General features: G+C 46.6%; 21 protein-coding genes and 2 pseudogenes. 13 read left to right on the plus strand and 10 right to left on the minus strand.

Translation table 11 applies throughout. The annotated features are described in order from the left end of the window. Positions 1-43: 43 nt before the first annotated feature. Positions 44-372: pseudogene (locus tag JCM23214_RS23220) on the minus strand (EamA family transporter); the annotation flags it as partial. Between the two features lie 121 nt (positions 373-493). On the opposite strand from JCM23214_RS23220, the gene JCM23214_RS00145 reads away from it, so the two are divergent. Continuing rightward, positions 494-976, plus strand: coding sequence for a CYTH domain-containing protein (locus JCM23214_RS00145; protein WP_025896847.1), 483 nt, complete (start codon positions 494-496; stop codon positions 974-976). Here JCM23214_RS00145 and JCM23214_RS00150 read toward each other — a convergent pair. Together JCM23214_RS00150 and putA are read right to left on the minus strand one after the other, a co-directional pair. Continuing rightward, complete coding sequence (locus JCM23214_RS00150; protein WP_148301727.1) at positions 962-2980, minus strand: ATP-binding protein; 2019 nt, start codon at positions 2978-2980, stop codon at positions 962-964. The genes JCM23214_RS00145 and JCM23214_RS00150 overlap by 15 nt on opposite strands. A gap of 120 nt (positions 2981-3100) precedes the next feature. Beyond that, the gene (putA, locus tag JCM23214_RS00155) at positions 3101-6700 is read right to left on the minus strand and encodes a bifunctional proline dehydrogenase/L-glutamate gamma-semialdehyde dehydrogenase PutA (protein WP_025896850.1); all 3600 of its coding nucleotides are present in this window, start codon (positions 6698-6700) and stop codon (positions 3101-3103) included. 162 nt (positions 6701-6862) lie between these two features. Between putA and JCM23214_RS00160 the strand changes: the two genes are divergently transcribed. Beyond that, a complete protein-coding gene (locus JCM23214_RS00160) occupies positions 6863-7324 on the plus strand; it encodes an Lrp/AsnC ligand binding domain-containing protein (RefSeq protein ID WP_025896851.1) in 462 nt (153 codons plus the stop codon). A gap of 4 nt (positions 7325-7328) precedes the next feature. Here the strand turns inward: JCM23214_RS00160 and JCM23214_RS00165 are convergent, their stop codons facing one another. The 6 genes from JCM23214_RS00165 to JCM23214_RS00190 all read right to left on the minus strand — a co-directional run bounded on the left by JCM23214_RS00165 (position 7329) and on the right by JCM23214_RS00190 (position 12993). Further along, positions 7329-9104 carry an SLC13 family permease gene (locus JCM23214_RS00165; RefSeq protein WP_025896853.1) on the minus strand — a complete coding sequence of 592 codons (1776 nt, stop codon included), beginning with the start codon at positions 9102-9104 and terminating at the stop codon, positions 7329-7331. Between the two features lie 34 nt (positions 9105-9138). Next, a complete protein-coding gene (locus JCM23214_RS00170; protein ID WP_025896854.1) occupies positions 9139-9537 on the minus strand; it encodes a nuclear transport factor 2 family protein in 399 nt (132 codons plus the stop codon). A gap of 42 nt (positions 9538-9579) precedes the next feature. Then, the gene (locus tag JCM23214_RS00175) at positions 9580-10404 is read right to left on the minus strand and encodes a metal ABC transporter permease (protein ID WP_025896855.1); all 825 of its coding nucleotides are present in this window, start codon (positions 10402-10404) and stop codon (positions 9580-9582) included. Beyond that, entirely contained in the window at positions 10397-11161 is a 765-nt protein-coding gene (locus JCM23214_RS00180; protein ID WP_025896856.1) for an ATP-binding cassette domain-containing protein, read from the minus strand. The genes JCM23214_RS00175 and JCM23214_RS00180 overlap by 8 nt, the downstream gene beginning before the upstream one ends. Positions 11162-11168: 7 nt before the next feature. Further along, entirely contained in the window at positions 11169-11630 is a 462-nt protein-coding gene (locus JCM23214_RS00185) for a transcriptional repressor (RefSeq protein WP_025896857.1), read from the minus strand. Positions 11631-11697: 67 nt separating this feature from the next. After that, entirely contained in the window at positions 11698-12993 is a 1296-nt protein-coding gene (locus JCM23214_RS00190; protein WP_025896858.1) for a mechanosensitive ion channel family protein, read from the minus strand. Positions 12994-13152: 159 nt separating this feature from the next. On the opposite strand from JCM23214_RS00190, the gene JCM23214_RS00195 reads away from it, so the two are divergent. The 3 genes and pseudogenes from JCM23214_RS00195 (at position 13153) to JCM23214_RS00205 (ending at position 17828) form a co-directional block, all read left to right on the plus strand. Further along, positions 13153-13734, plus strand: coding sequence for a helix-turn-helix domain-containing protein (locus tag JCM23214_RS00195; RefSeq protein WP_037492656.1), 582 nt, complete (start codon positions 13153-13155; stop codon positions 13732-13734). A gap of 12 nt (positions 13735-13746) precedes the next feature. Next, positions 13747-16193, plus strand: a pseudogene (locus tag JCM23214_RS23565) (GcvT family protein). An 87-nt stretch (positions 16194-16280) separates the two neighbouring features. Then, positions 16281-17828, plus strand: coding sequence for an acyl-CoA carboxylase subunit beta (locus tag JCM23214_RS00205; RefSeq protein ID WP_025896861.1), 1548 nt, complete (start codon positions 16281-16283; stop codon positions 17826-17828). 52 nt (positions 17829-17880) lie between these two features. On the opposite strand, the gene JCM23214_RS00210 is transcribed toward JCM23214_RS00205, so the two are convergent. Next, on the minus strand, positions 17881-18378 hold the full coding sequence (locus JCM23214_RS00210) for a MaoC family dehydratase (RefSeq protein WP_025896862.1): 498 nt from the start codon (positions 18376-18378) through the stop codon (positions 17881-17883). A 394-nt stretch (positions 18379-18772) separates the two neighbouring features. Between JCM23214_RS00210 and rplU the strand changes: the two genes are divergently transcribed. The 8 genes from rplU (at position 18773) to rlmH (ending at position 24666) form a co-directional block, all read left to right on the plus strand. After that, complete coding sequence (gene rplU / locus JCM23214_RS00215) at positions 18773-19171, plus strand: 50S ribosomal protein L21 (RefSeq protein ID WP_025896863.1); 399 nt, start codon at positions 18773-18775, stop codon at positions 19169-19171. 5 nt (positions 19172-19176) lie between these two features. After that, positions 19177-19434 (plus strand): 50S ribosomal protein L27, encoded by a 258-nt coding sequence (rpmA, locus tag JCM23214_RS00220; RefSeq protein WP_025896864.1) that lies wholly within the window; start codon positions 19177-19179, stop codon positions 19432-19434. A 106-nt stretch (positions 19435-19540) separates the two neighbouring features. Beyond that, positions 19541-20605, plus strand: a complete 1065-nt coding sequence (obgE, locus tag JCM23214_RS00225) for a GTPase ObgE (protein WP_025896865.1) — start codon at positions 19541-19543, stop codon at positions 20603-20605. Beyond that, positions 20593-21720, plus strand: a complete 1128-nt coding sequence (proB, locus tag JCM23214_RS00230) for a glutamate 5-kinase (protein WP_025896867.1) — start codon at positions 20593-20595, stop codon at positions 21718-21720. Before obgE ends, proB begins: the two co-directional genes overlap by 13 nt. A gap of 25 nt (positions 21721-21745) precedes the next feature. After that, on the plus strand, positions 21746-23131 hold the full coding sequence (locus JCM23214_RS00235) for a glutamate-5-semialdehyde dehydrogenase (protein ID WP_025896868.1): 1386 nt from the start codon (positions 21746-21748) through the stop codon (positions 23129-23131). A 2-nt stretch (positions 23132-23133) separates the two neighbouring features. Beyond that, positions 23134-23739 carry a nicotinate (nicotinamide) nucleotide adenylyltransferase gene (nadD, locus tag JCM23214_RS00240; RefSeq protein WP_025896870.1) on the plus strand — a complete coding sequence of 202 codons (606 nt, stop codon included), beginning with the start codon at positions 23134-23136 and terminating at the stop codon, positions 23737-23739. 67 nt (positions 23740-23806) lie between these two features. Continuing rightward, positions 23807-24166 carry a ribosome silencing factor gene (rsfS, locus tag JCM23214_RS00245; RefSeq protein WP_025896872.1) on the plus strand — a complete coding sequence of 120 codons (360 nt, stop codon included), beginning with the start codon at positions 23807-23809 and terminating at the stop codon, positions 24164-24166. Between the two features lie 41 nt (positions 24167-24207). After that, the gene (gene rlmH / locus JCM23214_RS00250; RefSeq protein ID WP_025896873.1) at positions 24208-24666 is read left to right on the plus strand and encodes a 23S rRNA (pseudouridine(1915)-N(3))-methyltransferase RlmH; all 459 of its coding nucleotides are present in this window, start codon (positions 24208-24210) and stop codon (positions 24664-24666) included. Positions 24667-24715: the final 49 nt, after the last annotated feature.

The following is a 24715-nucleotide window of genomic DNA, read 5'->3' on the forward strand; positions in this document are numbered from 1 at the left end:
CGAATGCCAGAATGAGCCCCAGAATTCTTTTCCAGCGAATGGTTTCTTTAAGAAAGATAATTGCCAGAATTAACGAGAAAGGAGCAACCAGCTGGATCGTAATCGCAACTGCCGCGACACCCCCGGCAACGTTCAAGCCATATAAAGAAATGTAAAATGCGCAACCCCTACAAGCAACGCGATTGACATTACATGCCTCATTCTGCCTTTTGGAAAGCGTAAATAAGGCATAAGAAAAAGGGCAACCAGGACAAACCGTAAACTGGTAAAAAGCAGCGGAGAGTAATGCTCCATAGCCACCTTTGCCGCGACAAACGAAAAGCCCCAAATGAGATTTACGAGCAGTGCAAGCCCAAGATGGGGTAACGTCATGGATGTTCCTTTTACAAAGAAATGGAACAGCTGTTCCAAATATAAGGCAAATAGATAGGTTGCCTTGAGGTTAAAGTCAAAATATGTTCCTGCATAGCAGACACGCGATAGCCGGGGCACAATGGAAATCGAACGCAAATTTCTGGTAAAAGAAAATAGCTGGAAATCTCAAATTATTGACCGCTTTGAAATCGAACAAATCTATCTGACCACACCGGATCACGTTCCTACAGTGCGATTGCGCTCCCAAAATGAACGCGCCTATATCACATTAAAATACCCCTCTTCCGATGATCAGGTGTTAGCTCGCGCAGAATTCGAATATGAAATTCCAGAATCCGACGTAAATGCTCAACTGTCTCAAGCTAAAGGTAACCCAATTCAGAAAACCAGATTTCTGGTAAAAGACGAATTTAACCAACGCTGGGAAGTTGATGAATTTCTTCAACCGAATGAAGGTCTGATACTGGCGGAAATTGAATTAAGCGACATTGAACAGGAAATTCAACTGCCAGAATGGATCGGAAAAGAAGTCACCGCGGATAAAAAATATAGCAATATCGAAATGGCGTTTAGCAAAAATATCAATCTAAATCGCGGTTAAAATAGCATGCAGTAATGGTCGCAAATGAATAGGTTTGTTTAACAAAACATCCATGCCCGTTGTCTCAATTTCCAACTGGTGCCCCTGAATATCCTCCCCGGTTAAACCAATAGCCGGAATATCTTGCAGCTTTTTGTTTTCTCTCATTTTTTTCGCCACTTCAAAGCCACTGAAAACAGGCATTTGGATATCCAGAATGACCAGGTCTATTTCTTCATTTTCTAGAATTTCCAGCGCTCTCTGACCATCTTCCGCCATATGAACTTGCTTGACCCTGGGCGTCAACATGGCATTAAGCAACATACGATTAACCAGCACATCATCCGCGACAAGCACTTTCAACTGACTCAATCGCTCTGTATCCTCTTTGGTAAGTCCTTCCTCGGCCGTCTTATTCGTTGCGCTCTCATCCACCGGCTCTAACAGTGGAATATTTACAGTAAACCGTGATCCTTCCCCCAAAACGCTCTTTACGGAGATATCACCTTCCATCACATCAACGAGCATTTTGGCGATCGCCAAACCAAGACCGGATCCACCCTTGCTTTCACCTCCTTCGCTCCGCGTAAACCTATCAAACAATGTTTCCAGTTCGGCGGGTTCAATACCAATTCCTGTATCTTCAATCGTAATGTAAAGTTGACAAATATCTGATTGCTGTTGTGTGGTTACGGAGACCTGAATGTAACCCTTGTTGGTATATTTAACCGAATTGCCAATCAGGTTCACCAGGACTTGGCGAGTTTTCTTTTCATCTAACATGACCAGCTTGGGAACTTCATCAGATACCGCAATCTTAATTGAGGCGACCTGCTCTTTCTTCCCTGCAGTTACAATCGAAGTTACGTTGTGAAGCATCGAACGTAAGTCGACAGGTGTGGCGTTATTTTTAAGTTTGTTGCTCTCTGCTCTTTGTAAATCCAGGTAATCGTTAATCAACCCGACAATATAATTGCCTGATTCTTCCGCCGTTTCCACAATCGGCCGTAAAGTTTCCGGCACACCGTTTTCCAACAAAAACTTCTGGGCAGCGAGCACTCCTTGTAATGGAGATCGGATTTCATGACTTAGTATTTCCAGAAACTCTTCTTTTTCCCGAAGAGCTCTTTTCTTCTGCTCTCTAATCTCCAAACGCTCTTTCAAATACGTATCTGCAAATCGCCAGAAAACAATGAGTACAAAAAACAGGCAAATAAATGCAACACGCGTCACCGTCTGTTCTGGAAAACTGTTCGCCCACCCTTCCTTTGGACGCATGGCCAACACCCAATATCCATTTTCCAGCGCAATATTATAGGTCACACTCTGTGAACTCTCGTTAAATAGATTAGGGTCACCAAAAAACACATCACCATTTTCGCCTAATCCGTCTTTTCCTCTAATCGCAACATGATATTTTTCGGTTAGTTCAGAGATCTCCAATTCTTTGTAAATGATATCAATATCAACTGGTGCTGCTAAAATCCCCCATAAGTTCTGTTCGCCATTTTGACCTGTAATATATACAGGCAGCCTGAAAATAATTGCTCTTCCGCCCTGCACCAAATCAACAGGACCAGCTACAATTGCTTTCGCCTCCCTTATTGCCTTATATACGGCAGTTCTCTGCTCTTCAGGTGCATTCCGATAATCAAGGCCCAAAGCCGCTTCATTCCCTTCAAGTGGATACACATATTCAACAACCAAATTGGGTGCTGCTGCAATGTTTCTAATGGAGGGTCGAATTCTCTTTAAGGAAGCAGCATATTTTGCGTAATCTTCTTGTGAGACATTTGGGTTTGCTTCGATAAAACCACGCAATCCGTATAATAGATGAATATCTTGCGATAACACCGCAACCATTCTGGTTTGCAAATCCTTTGCCAGTACTTCTGTCTGCGCTCTCTGTTTCTGTTGAGCATTGTAGATGGCAGATCGCTCTATCTGCCATTCAAACGCAAATAAAATAGCAGCGGCAACTGACAATAGAATTGCGGAGGTTATATTGTACTTGCTTATGGACAAGCTTCTTTTCCAAGTTAGTCAAAATCATCAGATACATGCCCGAAAGCACACAGATTCAGTACCACACTCAGAAAAAGTAGCGACTGGTTGTAAACAATCCGTTAGCAAGCGACTAAAAACTTACTCAGCAGCGTTAGCAAGTAACGCTGCATTTCCCCCCGAAGCTGTCGTATCCACGCTTAAGCACCTTTCATGAACATATTCACGCCATGTTCTGTTACTATCTAAAATTGGAATAATCTTACCACTCCTTTGAGCAAGCTTCCTTCTAATCGCAATCACTTCTTCAGAGTTTTCATGTGAGATACAACATCCATCCATTGGTAATTCAAACACTCTCTCTGGATCTGCAGACGAATAAAAAATAACTTGGGTTGCAATCTGTGGGTATTCAGATAGCAAGGCACGCAATCGATTTATCCCTTCAGAGCTCTCATCCAACAAAACTTTATTACCCGTCGCTATCGCTACCAGAAAGTCAACTTTCCAGTTTGCCCCTTCAATCCAGATAACTCCTCGCGGAAATTGTGACAGCTGATTGCGCTCCCCAGTAGGTCCGGGACAAAGGATTTTTCCGCCTTCGTATCCTTTTAATCGTCTATTTAGGGGAGCCATCAAATCTTCATGTGCTTCAAGTTGCCACTTTTTCACCAACTCTGTCAGTCCACTGATATTCTTCTCCAGATCAGCCTTTAATCCGGATATGCATTCAGCTGCGCTATCTGTTTCACGGAAACGATATAAATAAAGAGGTCCACCGGCCTTGGGCCCTGTACCCGAGAGCCCCTCGCCACCAAATGGTTGTACCCCCACAACAGCACCAATCTGATTTCGGTTAACATATAAATTTCCAACATGAGCCTGTTCGGATACGGCCTGTACGCGTTGTTCAACGCGAGTATGCAGGCCAAGCGTTAATCCATATCCGGCAGAATTTATTGCTTGAAGTACATCCTCAAGCTCAGCGGCTTTATAAGTCGCGATATGAAGTACAGGGCCAAACACTTCACTATGCAAATCTTCGATACCAGATACTTTAATAAGCGCAGGGGCCACAAAATTTCCGTCCAAGCCTTTCGGGACTTCAAGCTGTTTAACAAGTTTCCCTGTTTTTTCAGCTTCAGCAAGATATCCTTCAATATTAAGCATGGCCTGCTTATCAATTACAGGACCCACGTCAGTTGAAAAGCAAGCGGGGTTCCCGATTTCAAGTTCATCCATTGCGCCGGTGAGCATTTCAACCAGCTTGTCTGCAATATCTTCCTGAACGTAAAGAATACGCAAGGCAGAACATCTTTGACCTGCACTTTGGAAAGCTGAAGTTACAATATCCTGAACCGCTTGTTCAGGCAGCGCCGTACTATCAACAATCATTGCATTCAACCCACCAGTTTCAGCAATCAAGGGAGCGTCAGGCGCTGAACGCTCAGCCATAACGGTATTAATACGCTTGGCCGTTGCGGTACTTCCGGTAAAACAAAGCCCGTCAAGTGCTTCCAGTTCCACGACAGATTGCCCGACTTCAGCGCCGCCAAAAACAAGTTGCAAGACATCTTCCGGCAACCCAGCCTTGTGCATCAGATTTACAGCATATGCAGCGATTAGAGGTGTCTGGGGGGCTGGTTTGGCAATGACTGTATTTCCGGAAACAAGTGCTGCAACAATCTGCCCGGTAAATATGGCCAGCGGAAAGTTCCAAGGAGAAATACACGCAAACACTCCTCGTCCTTTTTCACCCTCTCCTTCAGCAATCTCAGCCTGATCCGCATAGTATCTGCAAAAATCAACAGCTTCGCGTACTTCGTTGACACAATCCATCGGAGTTTTCCCCGCTTCACGCGTCAGAATTGCTGAAAGCTCCAACCAGTTATTCTCATATTCGTTTGCAATGTTGCGTAAAATTGCGGCGCGTTTCCTGACAGGAGTGTCATTCCAGACAGAGAATGCTGATTTAGCTTTCCCATATCGCTCGATAATTTCCTCAGTGGTCGTTTTTTCCGCCTCTCCAACAACATCACCAAGATCAGCAGGGTTAATGACGTCCTCTCGGTTCGGAGCGTTTCCAGCAGACCATTTTTTCTGCTGAAACGCTTTCAGCGCTTGTTCATATTCTTTCAGAACCTCTGGGTTTGAAAAATTTACACCTGCAGAGTTTTTCCGGCCGTCGGGGAAAATATCGACAGGTAATGGCAGTGTTTCCGCGCTCTTTTGTCGGTTATGCAACATCAAACCGATTGGATCGCGAACCACGTGCCGAGCCGGTACCTTTTCATCAAACACCTGATTGACAAAAGAACTGTTGGCGCCGTTTTCCAACAGACGCCGCACCAGATAAGCCAGCAAATCCTCATGAATACCAACGGGAGCGTAAATCCTGCAACGACTACCAAATTTCTCGCGCGCCAGCTCGTGAAGAGCTTCCCCCATACCGTGCAACCGTTGGAACTCGAACCCTTCAACTCCATCTGCCAACTCAAGAATACTCATCACTGTATGGGCATTGTGAGTTGCAAATTGGGGATAAATTCTGTCCGTCATGGATAGAAGCTTTTTGGCACAAGCCATATAGCTGACATCAGTCGCTGATTTTCGAGTAAAGACAGGATATCCATCGAGACCTTCGACTTGAGCAAGTTTGATTTCAGTATCCCAATAAGCGCCTTTTACAAGGCGAATCATAATTTTCCGATCCAGCTTCACAGACAACGCATAACACCAGTCAAGAACATAAAATGCCCGGGGACCATAGGCTTGCACAACGACACCGAAACCGTCCCAACCAGCCAAATCCGGCACACTCATCACGGCTTCAATTACATCCAGAGATAAATCAAGACGATCCGCTTCTTCCGCATCAATATTGAACCCCATTCCAGCATTTTTTGCCTGAATAGCCAGACTAACCACTCGCGGTACCAATTCATCAAGAACACGCTTTTTGTGCCCAAATTCGTACCTAGGGTGCAGAGCCGACAGCTTAATGGAAATACCCGGATTATCTCTTGTCTCTGCGTTGGTCGCTGCCTCAGAAAGCCGAGCAATTGCTTTTGAGTAGGATAGAAAATACCGACTGGCATCTTTAGCCGTCCGCGCGGCCTCCCCTAGCATATCGTAAGAATATTGGTACCCCTTCTCCTCCATCTGGCGTGCACGCTTAACTGCTTCGTCAATGTTACGGCCAAGCACGAATTGGTGGCCAAGTGTTTTCATCGCCTGCCCAACAGCTTTTCGGATTACCGGCTCCCCAGCCCTTTTGATCAACTGCCGTACGTTGGATACAACATCCCAGCTTTCCCGCTCTTCAAGGGAAATCACTTTTCCTGTGAGCATCAAAGCCCAGGTAGACACATTGACAAGCGGCGATGTGGAGTGCCCCAAATGCTGGCTCCAGTTCGATGGCGCTATTTTATCGTGAATAAGAACGTCAATCGTATCCTCATCTGGGACACGAAGCAGCGCCTCCGCCAGGCACATCAAAGCAATGCCTTCTTCAGTGCTCAAGCCATACTCGCTCAAAAACGTCTCCATCATACCGGGGGTGGCCTGACGGCGCAGAAGACGCACAAACTCAGTCGCGTCATCTACAATCTTTTCCCGCTGATCTTCCGTTAAATCGAGATAGGCAACGAGATTGTCCAATGCGGTCGTCTCATCACAAATATGATGGCGACGGATCTCGGTTCGTATGGCGTTCAAATCAATGACGGATAACTGATTCATTGGAACCTCCCAGCGGGCGTCTATCTAATTAATATAGGAAGAGATCATACAGGAACCAGAAAAACCCTTTTGACCAAAAAACTTCCGTTAATTAAACTTTTTGACTATATTTTTCGTAAATATTAAAAAAAATCACTAGAAATACCAAAATTTAAAGACCATATGGATAAGATCGACAAGAAAATACTCACTGAGTTACAAAATAACGGCCGGATAACCATGACAGAGCTGGCCGAGAGAGTTTCACTCACCAAAACCCCTTGCGTGGAACGCGTTCGAAGGCTCGAAAAAGCGAAAATCATTACTGGGTATCGAGCGGAACTTTCACCCGAAAAACTGGACGCAGGGCACATCGCATTTGTGCAGGTCACTTTAAGCGATACAACTACCATGGCGCTTCAGGAGTTTAACCTTGCTGTCCAGCGCACACCGCAAATCCAGTCCTGTCACATGATCGCAGGGAACTTTGACTATCTGCTCAAGGTCAGAACTAAAGATGTAAACGAATATCGGCAGTTTTTGGGAACAACAATTGCCCAGCTACCGAAAGTTCAACAGACAAGCACCTTCATTGTAATGGAAGCTGTCTGCGACAGAACCACCGTAAACATTAAAGATAACTAAGCGACTAAAGCGGCCAAAAAAACAGGATTGCCGGTATGGAAATCGCGACGATCAAAATTTCAAGTGGTAACCCCATGCGCCAGTAATCACCAAACTTGTACCCACCCGGCCCCATGATCAAGGTGTTGTTCTTGTGGCCAATTGGCGTAAGAAAAGCACAAGAAGCAGCGACCGCGACCGCCATCAGAAATGGGTCAGGATTAGCATTTAACCGGTTCGCCACCTCAACTGCAATTGGCGCACCAACAACCGCTGTTGCGGTATTATTCAGCACATCCGACAGCGTCATTATGACAACCATTAACACCCCCAGAACGGCCATCGTTGGTAATCCCGATGTTAGATCAACAATGCCTCTTGCGATTAGCTCGGTTCCACCGGAATTCTCCAAAGCGGTCCCCAGCGGAATCATTGACCCCAACAGCACGATAACCGGCCATTCAATTTGATGATACACTTCCTGCAGGGGTACAATGTCCAGCAGGACATAGGCGGCAACGACGATAGCAAGTGCAACAGCCAAATAGAGCCCCCCAAAGCTGGCGACACCAATCGCAGCAGCAAATATACCAGCCGCCAGGCCTGCGCGCTTGTACTGTGTCACTGACAGGCCGCGCTCAGCCAAAGGCAATACACCAAGCCAGTTTGCGACTTCTTCAACTCTTTCAGTGGGACCCAGCAGAAGCAGTATATCACCCGCTTCAATCTTCAGGCGTCGAACCCGCTCCCGAAAACGTTCCCCTTCCCGAGAAACACCTAAAAGGGTTACGCCATGACGCAACAATAGCTTGAGCGATAGCGCAGAACGCCCCTCGATCAGCGAGTTCTGGGGCACAACCACTTCCAGAAGAGACATACCGCCGGAAGCGACTTTTTCATGCCGACTTTCACCGGCAAACTCCAGCTTCAAAGAACCTCGGAACTGATCAAGCTCCTGAGGTCCCGCCTCGACAACCAGAACGTCCCCCGCTTGGATTTCAACATGACGCGCATAGCCCGAAAACCTGCGCTTTTTTCGTACGAGACCAACTATGGACACATCCGCATCTTCCGCAAATGGATCCAATTCCCTCACCTTTTTGCCAACTGCTGGCGACTTTTCAGTCACCACAATCTCAGCGATATAATCATCCAGATCCCGTAAATCTTTTCCGGGATTTTTGTCGCTATCCTGCCGCGGGATCAAACGCCACCCAAAAAATGCGACAAATGCTATTCCAACAACAGCACAAGTCAGTCCCACTGGTGCAAAATCAAACATGCCAAAGGCTTCGCCCAAATTCTGTTCGCGATAGGCAGCAATGATGATGTTGGGAGGTGTACCAATGAGTGTAATCATCCCACCCAGAATAGTCGCGAAGGCGAGTGGCATAAGTGTGATACGAGGGCTCCGCTCTTTCTTTTTGGCCGCCTGAAGATCAACTGGCATCAAAAGAGCGAGGGCTGCAACGTTATTCATAAAGGCAGACAAAAGTGCGCCAAGTCCACTCATTGCCATGATGTGCCGGGACAATTTGAGATCAAGCGCCGTTACTTTTCTTGTAATCACATCGATCGCACCGGAATTAACCAAACCGCGCGAAACAACCAGCACCAAAGCAACAATTATAGTGGCAGGATGGCCGAAACCTGAAAAAGCGTCAGATGTGGGAACTACCCCCAGAATGACGGCAATTATCAAGGCAATAAAAGCGACCAGATCATATCGCCAGCGCCCCCAAAGCAAAAACACGAAAACAGCAGCAAAAAGCGCAAAAAGAATTATCTGATCTGCTGGCATAAAAATCCTTCGTCCTTAAAACTGTGGGCTGATATCAGGAAGCCGATTGATATTGCTCAAGCATTTCCATCATCTTTTGATGCAGCAGATTGATGGCTTTCAAAGGACGAACCATGACTTTAAAATCTGTGATCAAGCCCTGTTCGTCACAAGTAATCATATCAACGCCGTTTATAACAATCCCATCCACTACCGTCTGAAATTCCAGAACGGCATTTTGGCCATCAACTACTTCTCGAAGATACGTAAACTCTTCACCCGCCAACACATGAAAGGCTGACATAAGATACATATGTGTCAGATCCCTGCCTTTTTGCGGAGTATGAACAACGGGAGAATGAAAAACTGCATTTTCATGCAACAAAGAATATAATGCTTTTGGATCCTGATCATTTAATAGTTGATGCCAACTTTTCAAGGTTTTTTTTATCATTTTTGCGCTCCCATTTTTTTACAGCTTAACGGAGCAACTGATTCAAGTAAATATACCCCTTCTGCGTCGCTGCAAATGAGTGATCAGACCTGCAATCGGTACAATGGTTGCAAAAAGGATCGTCGCAACGCTTACAATTGATGGGCCTGTCGGCGTATCCAAATAGGCAGATCCCATAATTCCGCCAAAAACTGCGAAAAGGCCAAGCAACAACGCACACACAGCCATCATTTCTGGACTTCGTACCAGGTGCCGCGCTGTTGCTGCTGGAATGATTAGCAAAGACGTGATCAACAGGATACCAACGATGCGGATCGAGACAGCCACGACAATTGTCATTAACAACACCAGTATCAGATTGACCCAAAAGGTTTTGACACCTTCCGCCCTCGCCAGATCTTCGTGCAGCGTCATAAGGGTGAGCGACTCCCAGCTTTTTATCAAAAGCACCAAGACAATGAGCCCTCCCCCAAATATCCAATACAGATCGACCGTTTGAACGGTTAGGATGTCACCAAACAGATAAGCGTGAAGATCAAAGCGCAAATTATCGAGGAAACTGAGAACCACCATGCCAATTGATAAAGCCGCATGTGCCAGAATTCCAAGCAACGTATCTGTTGCCAGAACGCGAACATGCTGCAGCCAAAGCAAGAGGATCGCAAACGCGCTGCATGTAATGACGGTTGAAAGATTACTACTCAGCCCCGTAAGCAGCCCAAGAGAAATACCCAATAGAGCACTATGTGCCAAACTATCACCAAAATAGGCCATGCGGCGCCAAACCACGAAGCATCCAAGTGGACCCGCCACCAGCGCAATTCCGCCACCGGCCAATAACGCGCGAATAATAAAATCATCAAACATGATTTAAATCCTTCATGACTGTCGGATGTTCATGGCCGTGGTTATGGTGATGTTGTTCATGATCATGATGGTGATAACTTGCCATCATTTTTGCCATATCCTCACCAAATAAGGTAATAAAAGCAGGGTCCTGCGCTACCGAACTTGGCTCACCATAACAACAAACTTCACCGGAAAGACATAGCACGTTTCGAGTGGCCGACATCACCAAATGCAAATCGTGAGACACCATGAGAATGCTCACATTTCTCTCCCGATAGATACGCTCAATCAACTTGTAAAAAGCTAATTGACCGGTGACATCCAGATTTTGTGCGGGTTCATCAAGAACAAGAAGAGTCGGATTATCCAGCAATGCCCGCGCAAGTAAAACCCGCTGCAGTTCCCCGCCGGATAAAACGGATAAAGGCTGACGAAGAAGCAAACCGATTTCTGTTTCCGCAATTACACGATCGCGGCTTTCGCTGGTAGATAATTTTCTCAGCTTCAGGAAACGCTCTACAGTAATTGGAATCGAATGATCAGCGACAAGACGTTGGGGAACATATCCGATTTTCAAATCTGCAGACTGAGTGACACTTCCCCGATCTGGCGTGTAAAATCCCATCAGGCATTTCAGTAGCATGGACTTTCCCGCACCATTTGGCCCGATTATTGTAATAAAATCCCGATAACCAATGGAAACAGAGACGTCTTTTAAAACTGACTTGCCATCACGTTCGACACTAACGTTTCTGGCAGAAATTAAATTGTCCATATACTGGCTAGCCTTCCAACTGGCATTCCTGACATACGCCCTCTATTTCCAGCGTTGTCTGATTGTGGGCAAAACCCTGCCCAGCTACCATATTCCTTACGGCTTTCGCAACATCTGATCCGCAGCATTCCTGCACTTCGTTACAGTTTGAACAAATCAGAAAAAAACAATCCGTATGCTTCAATGGATGACTGCATCCAACATAAGCGTTAAGGCTGTTAATTTTGTGGACCAGTCCATTTTCCTGTAGAAACTCGAGAGCTCTGTACACTGTTGGCGGTTTGGCGCTGTAATCCTTATCGAGCTTTTCGAGTAAGTCATAGGCCTTTACCGCCCCATGATTTTCCCAAACCAATTCAAGCACATGCCGGCGCAGTTCGGTGAAGCGCAGCCCCCTTGCTTTGCAGATGTCATCTGCTGCAACCATCGCATCGCTTATGCAACTGTCATGTTCATGACGTCCGTACATGCCCACCTCACCGATATTGATTTCAAATTGTTATATTATTACAAAAACAAGTGGTGGTAAATGATTTTCAATTTTTATCTTGTTCTTCTGCGTTTTTGACAATTTGCACGCGCACGTCTCTTTGTGGGAATGGGATGTCAATGTTGTGATCCCGAAAAGCTTTCCAGACCTCCACCAGTACGGCACTGGTAACATTTGCGCATCCCTGCTCCGGATCGGCGATCCAAAATCGAAGTTCAAGGTTGATTGCACTGTCACCGAAACCTTTCATCAGGCATCTGGGCGCGGGATTTTCAAGCACCCGATCTACCTTTACGGCCACACTTTCCACCAACTCAACAACTTTGGGAATGTCAGAGCCATAGCCAACGCCGATAGGAGTTTTCAGGCGAATGTTTTTCGAACTGTATGACCAGTTCACCACCTGCTGAGTAATCAGATCTTCGTTCGGGATTAAATATTCAGAAGCATCGCGCGTAATCACAGATGCATATCTTGCCCCCATGGAATGCACGCGACCATAGGTTTCATCAATTTCGATTACGTCGCCCGGTTTTATACTCCGATCCAATAGAAGTATTACGCCACTGATCAGGTTGGATACCACTTTTTGCAGGCCAAAACCGATACCCACACCCAAAGCACCACTGAAAACAGCGAAGGCAGTAATATTTATTCCTGAGTTGGACAAGACAATCAGAATTGCCGCCGCGATCAGTCCTACCCGTATTAATTTGGCGAGAAGTACCTGAACTGAAGGAGTAAAGGCTGTTGTTTTATGAATCCTGTTTTCTGCAAATTTGGATAATCCCAACGAAATCCAGAACACAATAATTGCCGCAACCAGTCCTTTGGCAATTTTCAGCATGGAAATGCGGGTTTCACCAAAGCTGAATGACAGGCTATCCAAAAATTCAAGCGTAGGGGTCAGCAACCCAAGAATGTTCAGGGCTGCAATTGTCCAAATACAAAAGGCCACCAACCGTGCCCATGCTGTATTTTGCATCAAACGGGTGATAATTTGAATGATTACCCATGCACTTAAAAGAGAGCAGGTAATACTCAAAATATATGAAGGATGTCCGGCCCCCTGAATAACAGCCAGCGCTAAAAACTGAACGATAAGCCAGACCAGAGGCAACGAGACAGATTGCAAAACGGGTAGAAAGCGGTCCAGAATTGCGAAATTAAATCGGCCTGCAACACCGTTTAGAGCCTCAACAAGTTTAGGTTTTAGCCAAATCGCAACGACATAGCCAAAAACTATCGCTACAAGCTGGACGATAGAATCTGCTGTCAACACTGCAGACTGAACATAGACCCAGCTTTGCTCAAGAAATTCAATTAAATCTGCTTCATTCATCGAGAAAGCTTACCGCGCAGCACCGCGAAACAAAAGTATTTAGTCGATAGAACACGGAGCATTCAGAATAGAATTTCATTGTAATCACTCCCAGAAAATGAAATTATTTCATAAAATTTCATATATATGAATATTTTTTCAAATATTGCGAGTTTAAAAATGCCTAATAAACGCCCTTATGATCCAAAAGCGTTAGGGTCGCAAATACGTGATTTGCGAAAAGCTAAACGCATGACACTGGTCGAACTTGCACATGCAACCAACAGATCTACAGGTAACATTAGTGAAATTGAACGCGGTAAAACTGCAGTTACAATTCCGGTTCTTCAAGAAATAGCTGCTGCATTAGGAGTGGAACTCAACTGGTTCTTTGAAGGGCAATCGCAAGTTAGCGGTGATGAAGCAAATTACATCGTTCGAAAGCAGAACCGTCGCATTCTGCAAATGCAGAATGTCGGCTTAACGGAAGAACTGCTGTCCCCGAGCCTTCAAGGCCCCCTTGAATTGCTGCTGACAACATTTGACCCCAACTCAGGTACCGGTGAAGGCGGCCGCCACCGAAAAGGTGATGAGGCTGGTTATCTTATCACTGGACAGTTGGAAATTAGCATTGAAGAGAAATGCTACAAGCTCGAGGCAGGAGACAGCTTTAGCCTTCCCAAAGGCGGGACCCATTCGTGTTTCAATCCAGGTCCCGACAAAACGACTGTTCTTTGGGCGATCACCCCCCCTACTTTCTAAGGAGATAGCGAAATGCCGCAAACAGAGTTCCCCAGTGAAACGGAAATTGTTATTATCGGGGGTGGAGTAATCGGATGTTCAGTCGCCTTTCATTTAACACAGCTGGGATATCGTGACGTTCATTTACTAGAGCGACGCGAATTAACATGCGGCACCACATGGCATGCCGCGGGTCTAATCGGACAGCTTCGCGCAACCAGCAACATGACGAAGCTCTCCCAATATACAAGTGACCTGTATCGAGATCTGGAAAGTATTTCAGGATATGCTACCGGCTTCAAACAAAATGGTTCATTAAGCGTTGCAACCAGCGAAGCCCGCTGGGAAGAACTCCGCCGAGGATCAGACATGGCACGCAATCTTGGATTAGCGTGTATTACGCTCAGTCCTGACCATATTGAGGAGCTGAACCCGCAGATAAATATTAAAGATGTGGTCGGTGGCCTGTTTCTGCCAAGTGATGGCCAAACCAATCCAATTGATACAACACGGGCCTTGGCAGCAGCAGCACGCCAAGGCGGGGCCACAATTCATGAAGGTGTTACGGTTACATCTATTCTAAAAAAAGATGATGTTGCCACTGGAGTCAAAACCAGCAAAGGTGAGATTTTTGCTAAAAAAATAGTACTTTGTGGAGGAATGTGGTCCCGCGACCTTGCTGCTTCTGTTGGGGTTACCGTACCCCTTCACGCCGCTGAACATTTTTACGCGGTTACTGAACCCATTCCAGGATTACCTACCAATTTTCCTGTCTTACGTGACCCAGATAACTGCATCTACATAAAAGAAGATGCAGGAAAACTGCTTATTGGCGCTTTTGAGCCGATTGCCAAGCCTTGGGGGCACGACGGCATTCCTAAAGATTTCTCCTTCGATGAACTTCCGCCAGACCTTGATCACTTCGAACCATTTCTTATGAAGGCAATGCACCGCTTGCCCGCTCTTGAAAATGCGGGGATTCACACTTGGTTTAATGGTCCTGAAAGCTTTACTCCGGACGATCGTTATATGCTGGGCGAGGCACCAAACCTGAGTAATCTGTTTGTTGCAACCGGCTTTAATTCAGTTGGCATTCAATCTGCTGGCGGGGCAGGCAAAGTTCTTGCAGAATGGATAAGCAAGGGGGAGCCGCCAATGGATGTTTGGGATGTAGATATTCGCCGTATGCACCCGTTTCAGCAGAACAAAGCCTATTTGTATGACCGCACAATAGAGTCTCTGGGATTGCTTTATCAAATGCACTGGCCTCATCGCCAGCCTGAAACCGCCAGAGGCGTCCGCAAATCACCATTACATGATCGCTTAAGCCAAGCCGGGGCGTGTTTTGGAACCAACACTGGCTGGGAGCGACCAAACTGGTTTGCGCACAAAGGTCAGGTGGCTAAATACGAATATAGTTACGGGCGCCAAAACTGGTTCGACAATTCCAGACATGAGCATATGGCAACTCGAGAAAATGTTACTTTATTTGATCAGACTTCTTTTTCGAAATACCGAGTAGAGGGGCCCGACGCGAGGCACTCTTAAACCGTCTCTCTTGCAACGATATTTCGGTACCGGTTGGGAAGATGGTATATACCCAATGGCTGAATCAGCGCGGCGGAATAGAAGCAGACCTGACAATTACCCGCCTTGAGCCAGAAGTTTTTCTGGTTGTCACCAGTTGCGCCACGCAAATCCGTGACTTCAACTGGCTGAAGCGAAACATATCTCCCGACGACAGGGTGATGGCGACCGACGTCACATCTGCATATTCTGTTTTAGGAATTATGGGACCTAAGTCTCCTGCACTATTAAGTAAAATTTCTCCTGCAATCTTCTCAAATGAAGCTTTTCCTTTTGCGACAGCACAGGAAATCGACCTGGGATACGCACGAGTTCTTGCCTGCCGGATCACATATGTCGGTGAATTGGGTTGGGAGCTGTATATCCCAAGCGAATTTGTCCAAGACGTATATGACAAGATCATTGATGCTGGTAGCGAATTTGATCTTGTTCACTCGGGATATCATGCCATCGATTCTTTACGACTTGAAAAAGCCTATCGCCATTGGGGACACGATATTACTGATGAAGATACGCCACTCGAAGCAGGACTTTCTTTTACAGTGAAATGGGACAAAGCAGGTGGTTTCATAGGCAGGGAAGCATTGCTTAGACAAAAAGCTGAGGGAATAAAAAAGCGATTGGTGCAATTCAAACTCAAAGATCCAACAATCATGCTCTATCATAATGAACCAATTATCCGTAACGGCGAATATACAGGCTATATTTCTTCCGGGGCCTATGGGCATGCAATTGGATCCTGCCTCGGTATGGGGTATGTTCGAGCAGGATCATTAGCGAATGAAGATCTGCTCTCCAGCCGATATGAAATAGAGGTGGCGGGAAAAAGAGTGGAGGCGATTGCGTCCCTCATGCCCTTTTACGATCCAAAGAGCACGCGCATCCGAAGCTAGGGGAGCGGTTCATTTTATTCTCGCAATAACAGGTTTCCTCCCGTACTCTTTCATGAAGAAAGAATAATAAGAAAAGGAGGCCGTGAATTGTCCTGGGAAAAAGAAATAGAAGAGCTGCGCAAACGGCAGGAACTCGCAAAGAAAATGGGAGGGCCTGAAAAACTGGCCCGTCATGTAAATGCAGGAAAACTGCCAGTCAGAGATCGCATTAATAAACTTCTGGATAACGGGAGTTTTCAGGAAGTTGGATCGATCACCGGAAAAGTCGAGTATGATGAGGACGGTAACATCATCCAAATGCAACCCGCCAACCTGATCACTGGTCGCGGCAAAATCAACGGTCAAACAGTGGTGGTTGCGGGCGACGACTTCACGGTTCGCGGCGGGGCAAATGATGCTGGCATCCGCGAAAAATTGGTCCATGTGGAAATGATGGCGAACGAATTGCAGCTACCGCTTGTCCGTCTTGTTGACGGTACTGGCGGCGGCGGGTCTGTGAAAACCATAGAAACAGAAGGGCGAACCTATATTCCGGCTGTGCGGGGCTGGGAGGTAGTGGTTGATAATCTTTCCACTGTACCAGTTGTTGGACTAGCACTTGGATCGACGGCGGGGCTCGGTGCCGCCAGAGTTGCAGCCAGCCATTATTCAGTCATGGTCAAGGAAACTTCACAGATGTTTGTCGCAGGCCCGCCAGTTGTGGCCCGAATTGGTGAAGATCTTGGCAAGAACGAGCTGGGCGGGTCAGACATTCACACTCGTAACGGCGCTGTTGATGATGAAGTCGACACCGAAGAAGAAGCATTTGAGCGAGTGAGCCAATTTTTATCTTATCTTCCTCCATCAGTATATCAACTGCCGGAAAGACAAGATCCAAACGACGACCCTGAACGCGCAGACGATTGGCTGATCAAAGCCATCCCCCGCAATCCGCGCCAGGTGTACAAAATGCGCAAAATAATCAACTCTGTTGTTGATAGGGACAGCTTTTTTGAAATGGGCCACAAATGGGGACGTTCCGTAATCACCGGATTTGCCCGGCTTGATGGCTGGCCTGTCGCAGTGATGGCGAGTGACCCTTATCATTATGCCGGGGCCTGGACATCAGATGCGGCGGACAAAGTTCTGCGATTTGTCGATTTATGTCAAACGTTTCATTTACCTGTTGTACATCTGGTCGACATACCGGGCTTTCGTGTGGGATTGGAGGCGGAAAAGCAGGCAACAATTCGCCATGGCGTTCGGGCGATGACCGCTGTGTTTCAAGCAACTGTTCCCTGGTGTAGTATTATTGTGAGAAAAGCTTATGGAGTTGCAGGCGCAGCGCATATGAACGCTTCGCGCTTTAACCTTAGATATGCGTGGCCTTCAGGTGATTGGGGCTCACTTCCCATCGCGGGCGGGCTTGAAGCGGCATATAAAGCAGAACTTGAAGCGGCCGACGATCCAGCGGCAAAACTGCAGGAGATTGAAGATCGCCTGAACAGACTGAAATCTCCGTTTCGAACCGCGGAGAAATTCATGGTCGAAGAAATTATTGATCCGCGCGAAACTCGAAAGCTCCTATGTGAATTTGCAGAGCTTGCGGCTCCTCTTCGCAAAACCGGGCGCCCCAGCTTTGGTGTCAGGCCATAATTAATACTGCGGACAAGACATTAATAATGCCTTGTCCGCTGGCAGCTGCTGTCTATGATTGTTTCAGTTTCACCAAGAATTTCTGCTCCCCTTCCATAAGGAGTTCATTGCGTTGGTTATGAACGGTGGCTTTCAGCGTAATAACACCAGTTTTGGATTGTTTTTTCAGATCCACAACTTCAAGCATGGGATAAACCGTATCACCGCAAATCAAAGGTTTAAGGAATTTGCTCGATTGTTCAATAAACCCGATCATGCAATCTCCCATCACATGAGGAAACAATCCAGCGCCGGGGGTTGCCTGTATAAGAACCTGGAAACCATGCGCGAGCATGCCTGAATATCCAAGCGCCTTACAATATTCATCATCATAGTGAATAGGGTGATTATCACCGGACGCCAACTGAAAGGCCGCGAAATTGGCATCCCCAATTGTTCTGGACGGAATTGGAAACTTGTCGCCAATTTTCAGATCTTCAAAGCCTTTGGTTGGTACCAACTGATGGGAAAACGGATCAAACCTGTCCGCGCTCGTATCTTGATTGCTCATTATTCGCCCTCGTTTTTTAACGAGCTTTTAAGTAACTCGTTGAATTATTATTATTGTTATTTTCGAGAATACGCTCTCGCCCACAGCCATAACAGGGAATCTATAACGGTTCAATTCCCGAAATTCAGGACCGTTTGCCCAAAAAGCGTCATTCTTTGATTCACTCAAATTCAATGAAGCGGCAATATTTTTATGTAAAGCGACCTGCAAAGCCCCTGTTACTGGGCTTATTATGCTTGTGAATATGTCCTTACCGGGAAAATTACAAAAAACTTTCATCCTGTATTGGATTCATGTTGACTTAACACATGCCATGGATATATTGCGGCCTTCAATTGCGGTGCGCAGAGTATTGGTCTTTGCGCCCATTCATTATGTTCGAAACGGATCAGCCATGTTTGCAGTGATCAAAACCGGCGGCAAACAATATAAAGTCGCCAAAGACGATGTTATCAAGGTAGAGCGCCTGGCAGGAGAAGCCGGCGACACCGTTCAACTGGACCAGGTTCTGGCTGTTGCTGGAGATGATGGTGCTTTGACAGTTGGTGCCCCAGTTGTGGAAGGTGCCACAGTTTCTGCCACTCTTCTGGAACAGGCACGCGCCGACAAAATCGTTGTCTTCAAAAAGAAACGTCGCCAGAACTACCGTCGTAAAGCTGGACACAAGCAGGAACAGACAGTTCTGAGAATTACAGAAATCTCTGCTAAGGGCGGTGCCAAGAAAGCCGCTCCGAAGAAAGCAGCAGCTAAAAAAGCAGCCCCTAAAAAAGCTGCTGAAGCAAGCGAGGAGTAAGCTAGATGGCACATAAGAAAGCTGGCGGTTCATCCCGTAACGGTCGCGACTCAGCAGGTCGCCGCCTTGGCATCAAAAAATTCGGTGGTGAAAACGTAATCCCGGGTAACATCATTCTTCGCCAACGGGGCACAAAATGGCACCCGGGTGAGAATGTTGGCATCGGCAAGGATCACACCATCTTCGCTGTTACTGACGGTAAAGTTAAGTTTACCCGAAAAAGTGGCGGTAAGATCTATGTATCCGTAGAAGGTCAGGCATAAGTCAACCGATACGATACAGACAGGATTTTGAAGGGGAATGGTCCAACCATTCCCCTTTTTCTTTTGGAAATCACGCAGCGTCCGCATTTAATAGACAGTAAAGATCATGAAATTTCTCGATCAGGCAAAAGTATATCTTCGCTCAGGTAACGGTGGTCCTGGCTCACTGAGCTTCCGGCGTGAAAAATACATTGAATTTGGGGGACCAGATGGTGGTAACGGAGGGCGTGGTGGTTCTGTCATCGTTGAATGCGTTGATGGACTAAACACGCTCATCGATTATCGTTATCAGCAACATTTCAAAGCCAAGAACGGTGGACATGGAATGGGGCGTGACCGGACAGGAGCTGCGGCACCTGATGTCATTTTAAAAGTACCCGTCGGCACACAGGTCCTAGAAGAAGACAATGAAACCCTCATTTGTGACATGACGGAAGTTGGGCAAACCCTTACACTTTGCAAAGGTGGTGATGGAGGGCGCGGAAACGCCGCTTTTAAAACCTCCACCAACCGGGCACCACGCAAGTTTGAACCCGGCTGGCCAGGTGAAGAACGTTGGGTTTGGCTGCGCCTCAAACTGATCGCAGATGCTGGACTTGTTGGATTACCCAATGCAGGAAAATCCACCTTTTTGAGCGCGACAAGCCGCGCAAAACCTAAAATTGCGGATTATCCTTTTACAACCCTTGTTCCTCAACTGGGCGTTGTTGGTGCTGGCGGAAAAGAATTTGTGCTCGCCGATATTCCCGGATTGATTGAAGGTGCCTCCGAAGGGGTTGGTTTAGGCCATCGCTTTTTGGGTCATGTGGAAAGGTGCCGCGTCCTGCTCCACCTGATTGACGGAACGGAAGAAGATGTCACAGCCTCTTACCAAACAATCCGAGCCGAATTGGAAGCCTATGCGGATCATCTGGCGCAAAAGGATGAAGTTATCGTCCTGAATAAAATTGATGCCCTTCTCGATGAGGAAATCGAAGAAAAAAAGGCGCAACTACAGAAAATTTCAGGTAAAAAAGTCCTGACAATTTCAGCTGCAACAGGCGATAATATCGAACAATTGCTTTTCGTTCTGCTGGACATTATTGGCAAATCAAAAAAAGAAGAAACTCTCGCCGAAGAAAAAATCGAACGGGAGGTAGCCGGAGAAGAAGAAGAAAAATGGCAGCCTTAATCGACAGGTTTACCAAGGCAAAACGCGTCGTTATTAAAATCGGATCGGCCCTTCTTGTAGAGGAAAGTGAAGGACAGTTACGCCGCGAGTGGTTGCTCGCGCTGGCGCAGGACATCGCTCTGATGAAGAAAAGGGGGCAGGAAGTCTTAATCGTGTCCTCAGGCTCCATTGCACTTGGTCGTCGGATCCTCAAGTTAAAATCGGGAGCCTTAAAGCTGGAGGAAAGCCAAGCATCTGCTGCAGTGGGTCAAATCCACTTGGCCCACGCCTATCAGGAAATCCTTGGTGAGGAGCACCTAACGGTTGCTCAGATTCTCCTCACTCTTGGAGATACCGAAGAACGAAGGCGGTATCTAAACGCACGAAGCACATTATCCACACTTTTGGAACTTGGTGCTGTGCCCGTAATTAATGAAAATGACACAGTAGCTACCAGTGAAATTCGTTATGGTGACAACGATCGTCTGGCTGCACGCGTTGCACAGATGGTCGGTGCGGACTGTCTTGTCCTCTTAAGTGATATCGACGGACTGTATACCGAAGACCCGGCGTTTAATCCAAACGCTCAATTCCTTAGCGAGGTTACTGAGCTTACCGACGAAATCTTGAATATGGGCGGCGGCGTCAGAACCGCTTTTGGAAGCGGCGGTATGATTACAAAGCTCAAAGCGGCAGAAATTGCTATGGCTGCGGGTTGCAACATGTTCATTGCGAGTGGAAAGATTAAACACCCCTTACTAGCCATTGAAAAGGAACACGCAAAATCCACCTGCTTCCTTGCCAGGGACACTCCAAGAAATGCCCGAAAAAAATGGATTGCAGGGAGTCTCTCCTCTCAGGGTGCAATAATAATTGACGCAGGGGCAGAAAAAGCGTTGCAAAAAGGAAAAAGTTTACTACCTGCTGGTGTATCGGAAATCAGAGGTAAGTTTGAACGGGGTGATTTGATCACACTGTTAAACAGGGAAGGCAAAGAGCTCGGTCAAGGACTTTCTGCCTACTCATCTGCTGATGCCGAACTCATCATCGGTCACAAAAGCAGCGAAATCGCGAAAATACTCGGTTACGCGGGTCGGGATGAGATGATTCATCGCGATGAACTCGCATTAAAGTAACTGGTACCAAGTAGAGGATAAGACAATGGATCCCGCAAAGCTCGAACAAATAAAAACTGCAATGAACAAGATGGGCGTAGCTGCCCAGAAAGCATCCCAGCAACTGGCCATTGCACCAAATAATCAAAAAAATAAAGCGCTCACAACTGCAGCGGATCTTTTGGTCGAGAGGACTCAAAACCTACTCGAAGCGAATAGTGAGGATGTTCGACAAATTGAAAAAACTGTTGCAGATGCCAAAAAAACCCTCTCAGACTATACCGGAAATGCTGAACGTTTGCTGAGTGAGCCAAAGGCGATAGATGCTTTGCAAAATGCTGTTAGAAACATTAATCGATATAACCCTGCGTTTATTGATCGGCTGACATTAACTAAAGACAGCATTAAAAACATGGCCCAAGGACTCCGCGACATTGCAAAGCTTGACGATCCAGTGGGAAGAAATCTTGCTGAATTAAAGCCGCGGTCTGATAAGCTTCAAATTCACCGTGTCAGCGTCCCTTTAGGTGTTATCGGCATCATCTATGAATCCCGACCAAATGTAACCGCTGATGCCGGCGCGCTTTGCCTTAAATCAGGCAACGCCTGTATCCTGCGTGGTGGCTCTGACAGCCATAGATCCAGCATGGCAATAATTGACTGTTTAAAAGCAGGTTTAGAGGCAGCGAAATTGGACCCTAATTGCATTCAGTTGGTCGAGGAGACAGATCGCGCAGCGGTAAATCACTTGCTAACTATGTCTGATACGGTTGACGTTATCGTTCCGCGTGGAGGTAAAAGCCTCGTGAAAGTTATTCAGGAAAAAAGTAAAATTCCTGTATTTTCACATCTGGAGGGAATCAATCATATTTTTGTCGACAAAGAGTTCGATGAGGAAAAAGCCATAAAAGTCATTGTAAATTCCAAGCTTCGCAGAACAGGGGTCTGCGGTGCCCTCGAAACCCTGCTCATTCACAAAAATGTCGCAGAAAGTTTTGGTGCAAAAATTACGAAAATCTTGCTCGATGAAAATTGCGAAGTTCGTGGGGACGAAACCATTCAAGCCTTCGACAGGCGCGTCGTAAAAGCCACTAAGGGTGATTGGAATACGGAATATCTTGCTCCAATTATCTCAATCGGTGTAGTAGATGATTTGCAGGCGGCAATTACCCATATCCAAAGCCATGGTTCCGGCCATACTGATGGTATTATCTCAGAAAACCGTGAAAACATTACTGAATTTCAAAGACGGGTAGATAGTGCGATTGTCGTTGTGAATGCCTCAACACAGTTTGCCGATGGTGGGGAATTTGGCATGGGTGCTGAAATCGGTATCAGTACCGGCAGAATGCATGCACGTGGCCCCGTTGGCGTTGAACAGCTTACGACATTCAAATACTATGTAATGGGCGTTGGAACTATACGAGGTTAAGCTTGAAAAGAAAAGCTATTGGGCTTCTGGGCGGGTCTTTCAACCCCGCCCACGAAGGACATCTCTATATTAGCAATGCCGCCTTGCAGAACCTGAAGCTTGATGCCGTTTGGTGGCTTGTGTCACCTCAAAACCCACTGAAATCAGCATCTGAACTTGATGATTTTGATGCTCGTATAGCGGGAGCAAAACAAATTGCAAAATCTGGCAAAATTCATGTATCCGACTTTGAGCGGGATCAGCCGGTCAGCTACACAGCAAACTCGCTCACTCGTCTGGTTCGATCCTATCCCGATTGCGCCTTTGTCTGGTTGATGGGAGCGGATAATCTCGCCCAAATTCCAAAGTGGTACCGGTGGGAGAAGATATTTCAGCTATGCCCCGTCGCAATATTTGACCGGCCCGGCCAAACATACCCTTCACTTTGCGGTAGAGCAGCCCAACGCTATCGTCGCAGTCGCATCTTCCCTTCCGTCTGGGGAAAACCAATTCAAGGGTTTGCCCACTCCCCCCTGCCAGCCTGGACATTCGTTCCATATACGAAACATAAAATGAGCAGTACACAAATAAGAAAATCCGGTAAAAAACAAGGAAAAGCTTGCTCTTGAGCGAAAAAACACCCAAATTATGAAGTGTAAATATTTAACTTATGAGCGGGAGTAGAATAGACCCCATATGAAAGCTAAAAAAGCTGTTGCTTCTCAACTTCGCGACCTCGTCAAAGATTGCCTGGAAGACGACAAGGCGGAGGAAGTTGTATTAATTGACCTTGCAGGCAAAACCTCCTTTGCAGATTACATGATCATAGCCAATGGCCGTTCAACCCGGCAAGTTGGCGCTATGGCTGAGCATCTGAAAGACCGTATCAAAGAAGCCGGATTTGGCATTCCCCAAGTGGAAGGCAAGGCTAACTGTGACTGGGTTCTGGTAGATGCCGGTGACGTCATCGTTCATTTGTTTCGACCCGAAGTTCGAGAGTTTTACAACCTCGAAAAAATCTGGGCACCAATGGCTGCACAGGAAATGACCAACTAGGGACGATTGCAGCCGCAGTCGCTCCGGCGGGAGTAGCGCCTATGCGTGTGACAATTGCCAGTGTGGGCCGGTTCCGCGGCGGCCCATTGCAGGACCTGTATTCTGAATATTCCTCCCGTGTTCCGTGGGATATCACCTTAAAGGAAGTTGAGGAGAAAAAGCCACTCAAAGGGGAAAAGCTCAAAGCCCGCGAAGCCGAGTTACTTTTAAAAGCTGTTCCTAAAGGCGCTACTTTGATTGTGCTTCATGAAACAGGAAAGCAATATGAAAGTGTAAATTTCGCAAAAATGCTCACTGATTACGCGGATCAAGGTGTGCAAGATCTAGCTTTTCTTATTGGTGGAGCTGATGGCCATAGTGCAGAGACTCTCAAACTGGCTGATCAACTTTTATCTCTTGGCAAGATGACATGGCCTCACCTGATGGTACGAGGATTATTGGCCGAACAAATTTACAGAGCCTACTCAATTCAAAACAACCATCCTTATCATCGGGCCTAAGTAGAATTTAGACGGCCATCCACTTGATTTTAATGGAATTATGCTCCAT

The organism is Sneathiella glossodoripedis JCM 23214 (assembly GCF_000616095.1).
Classification (GTDB): Bacteria; Pseudomonadota; Alphaproteobacteria; order Sneathiellales; family Sneathiellaceae; genus Sneathiella; species Sneathiella glossodoripedis.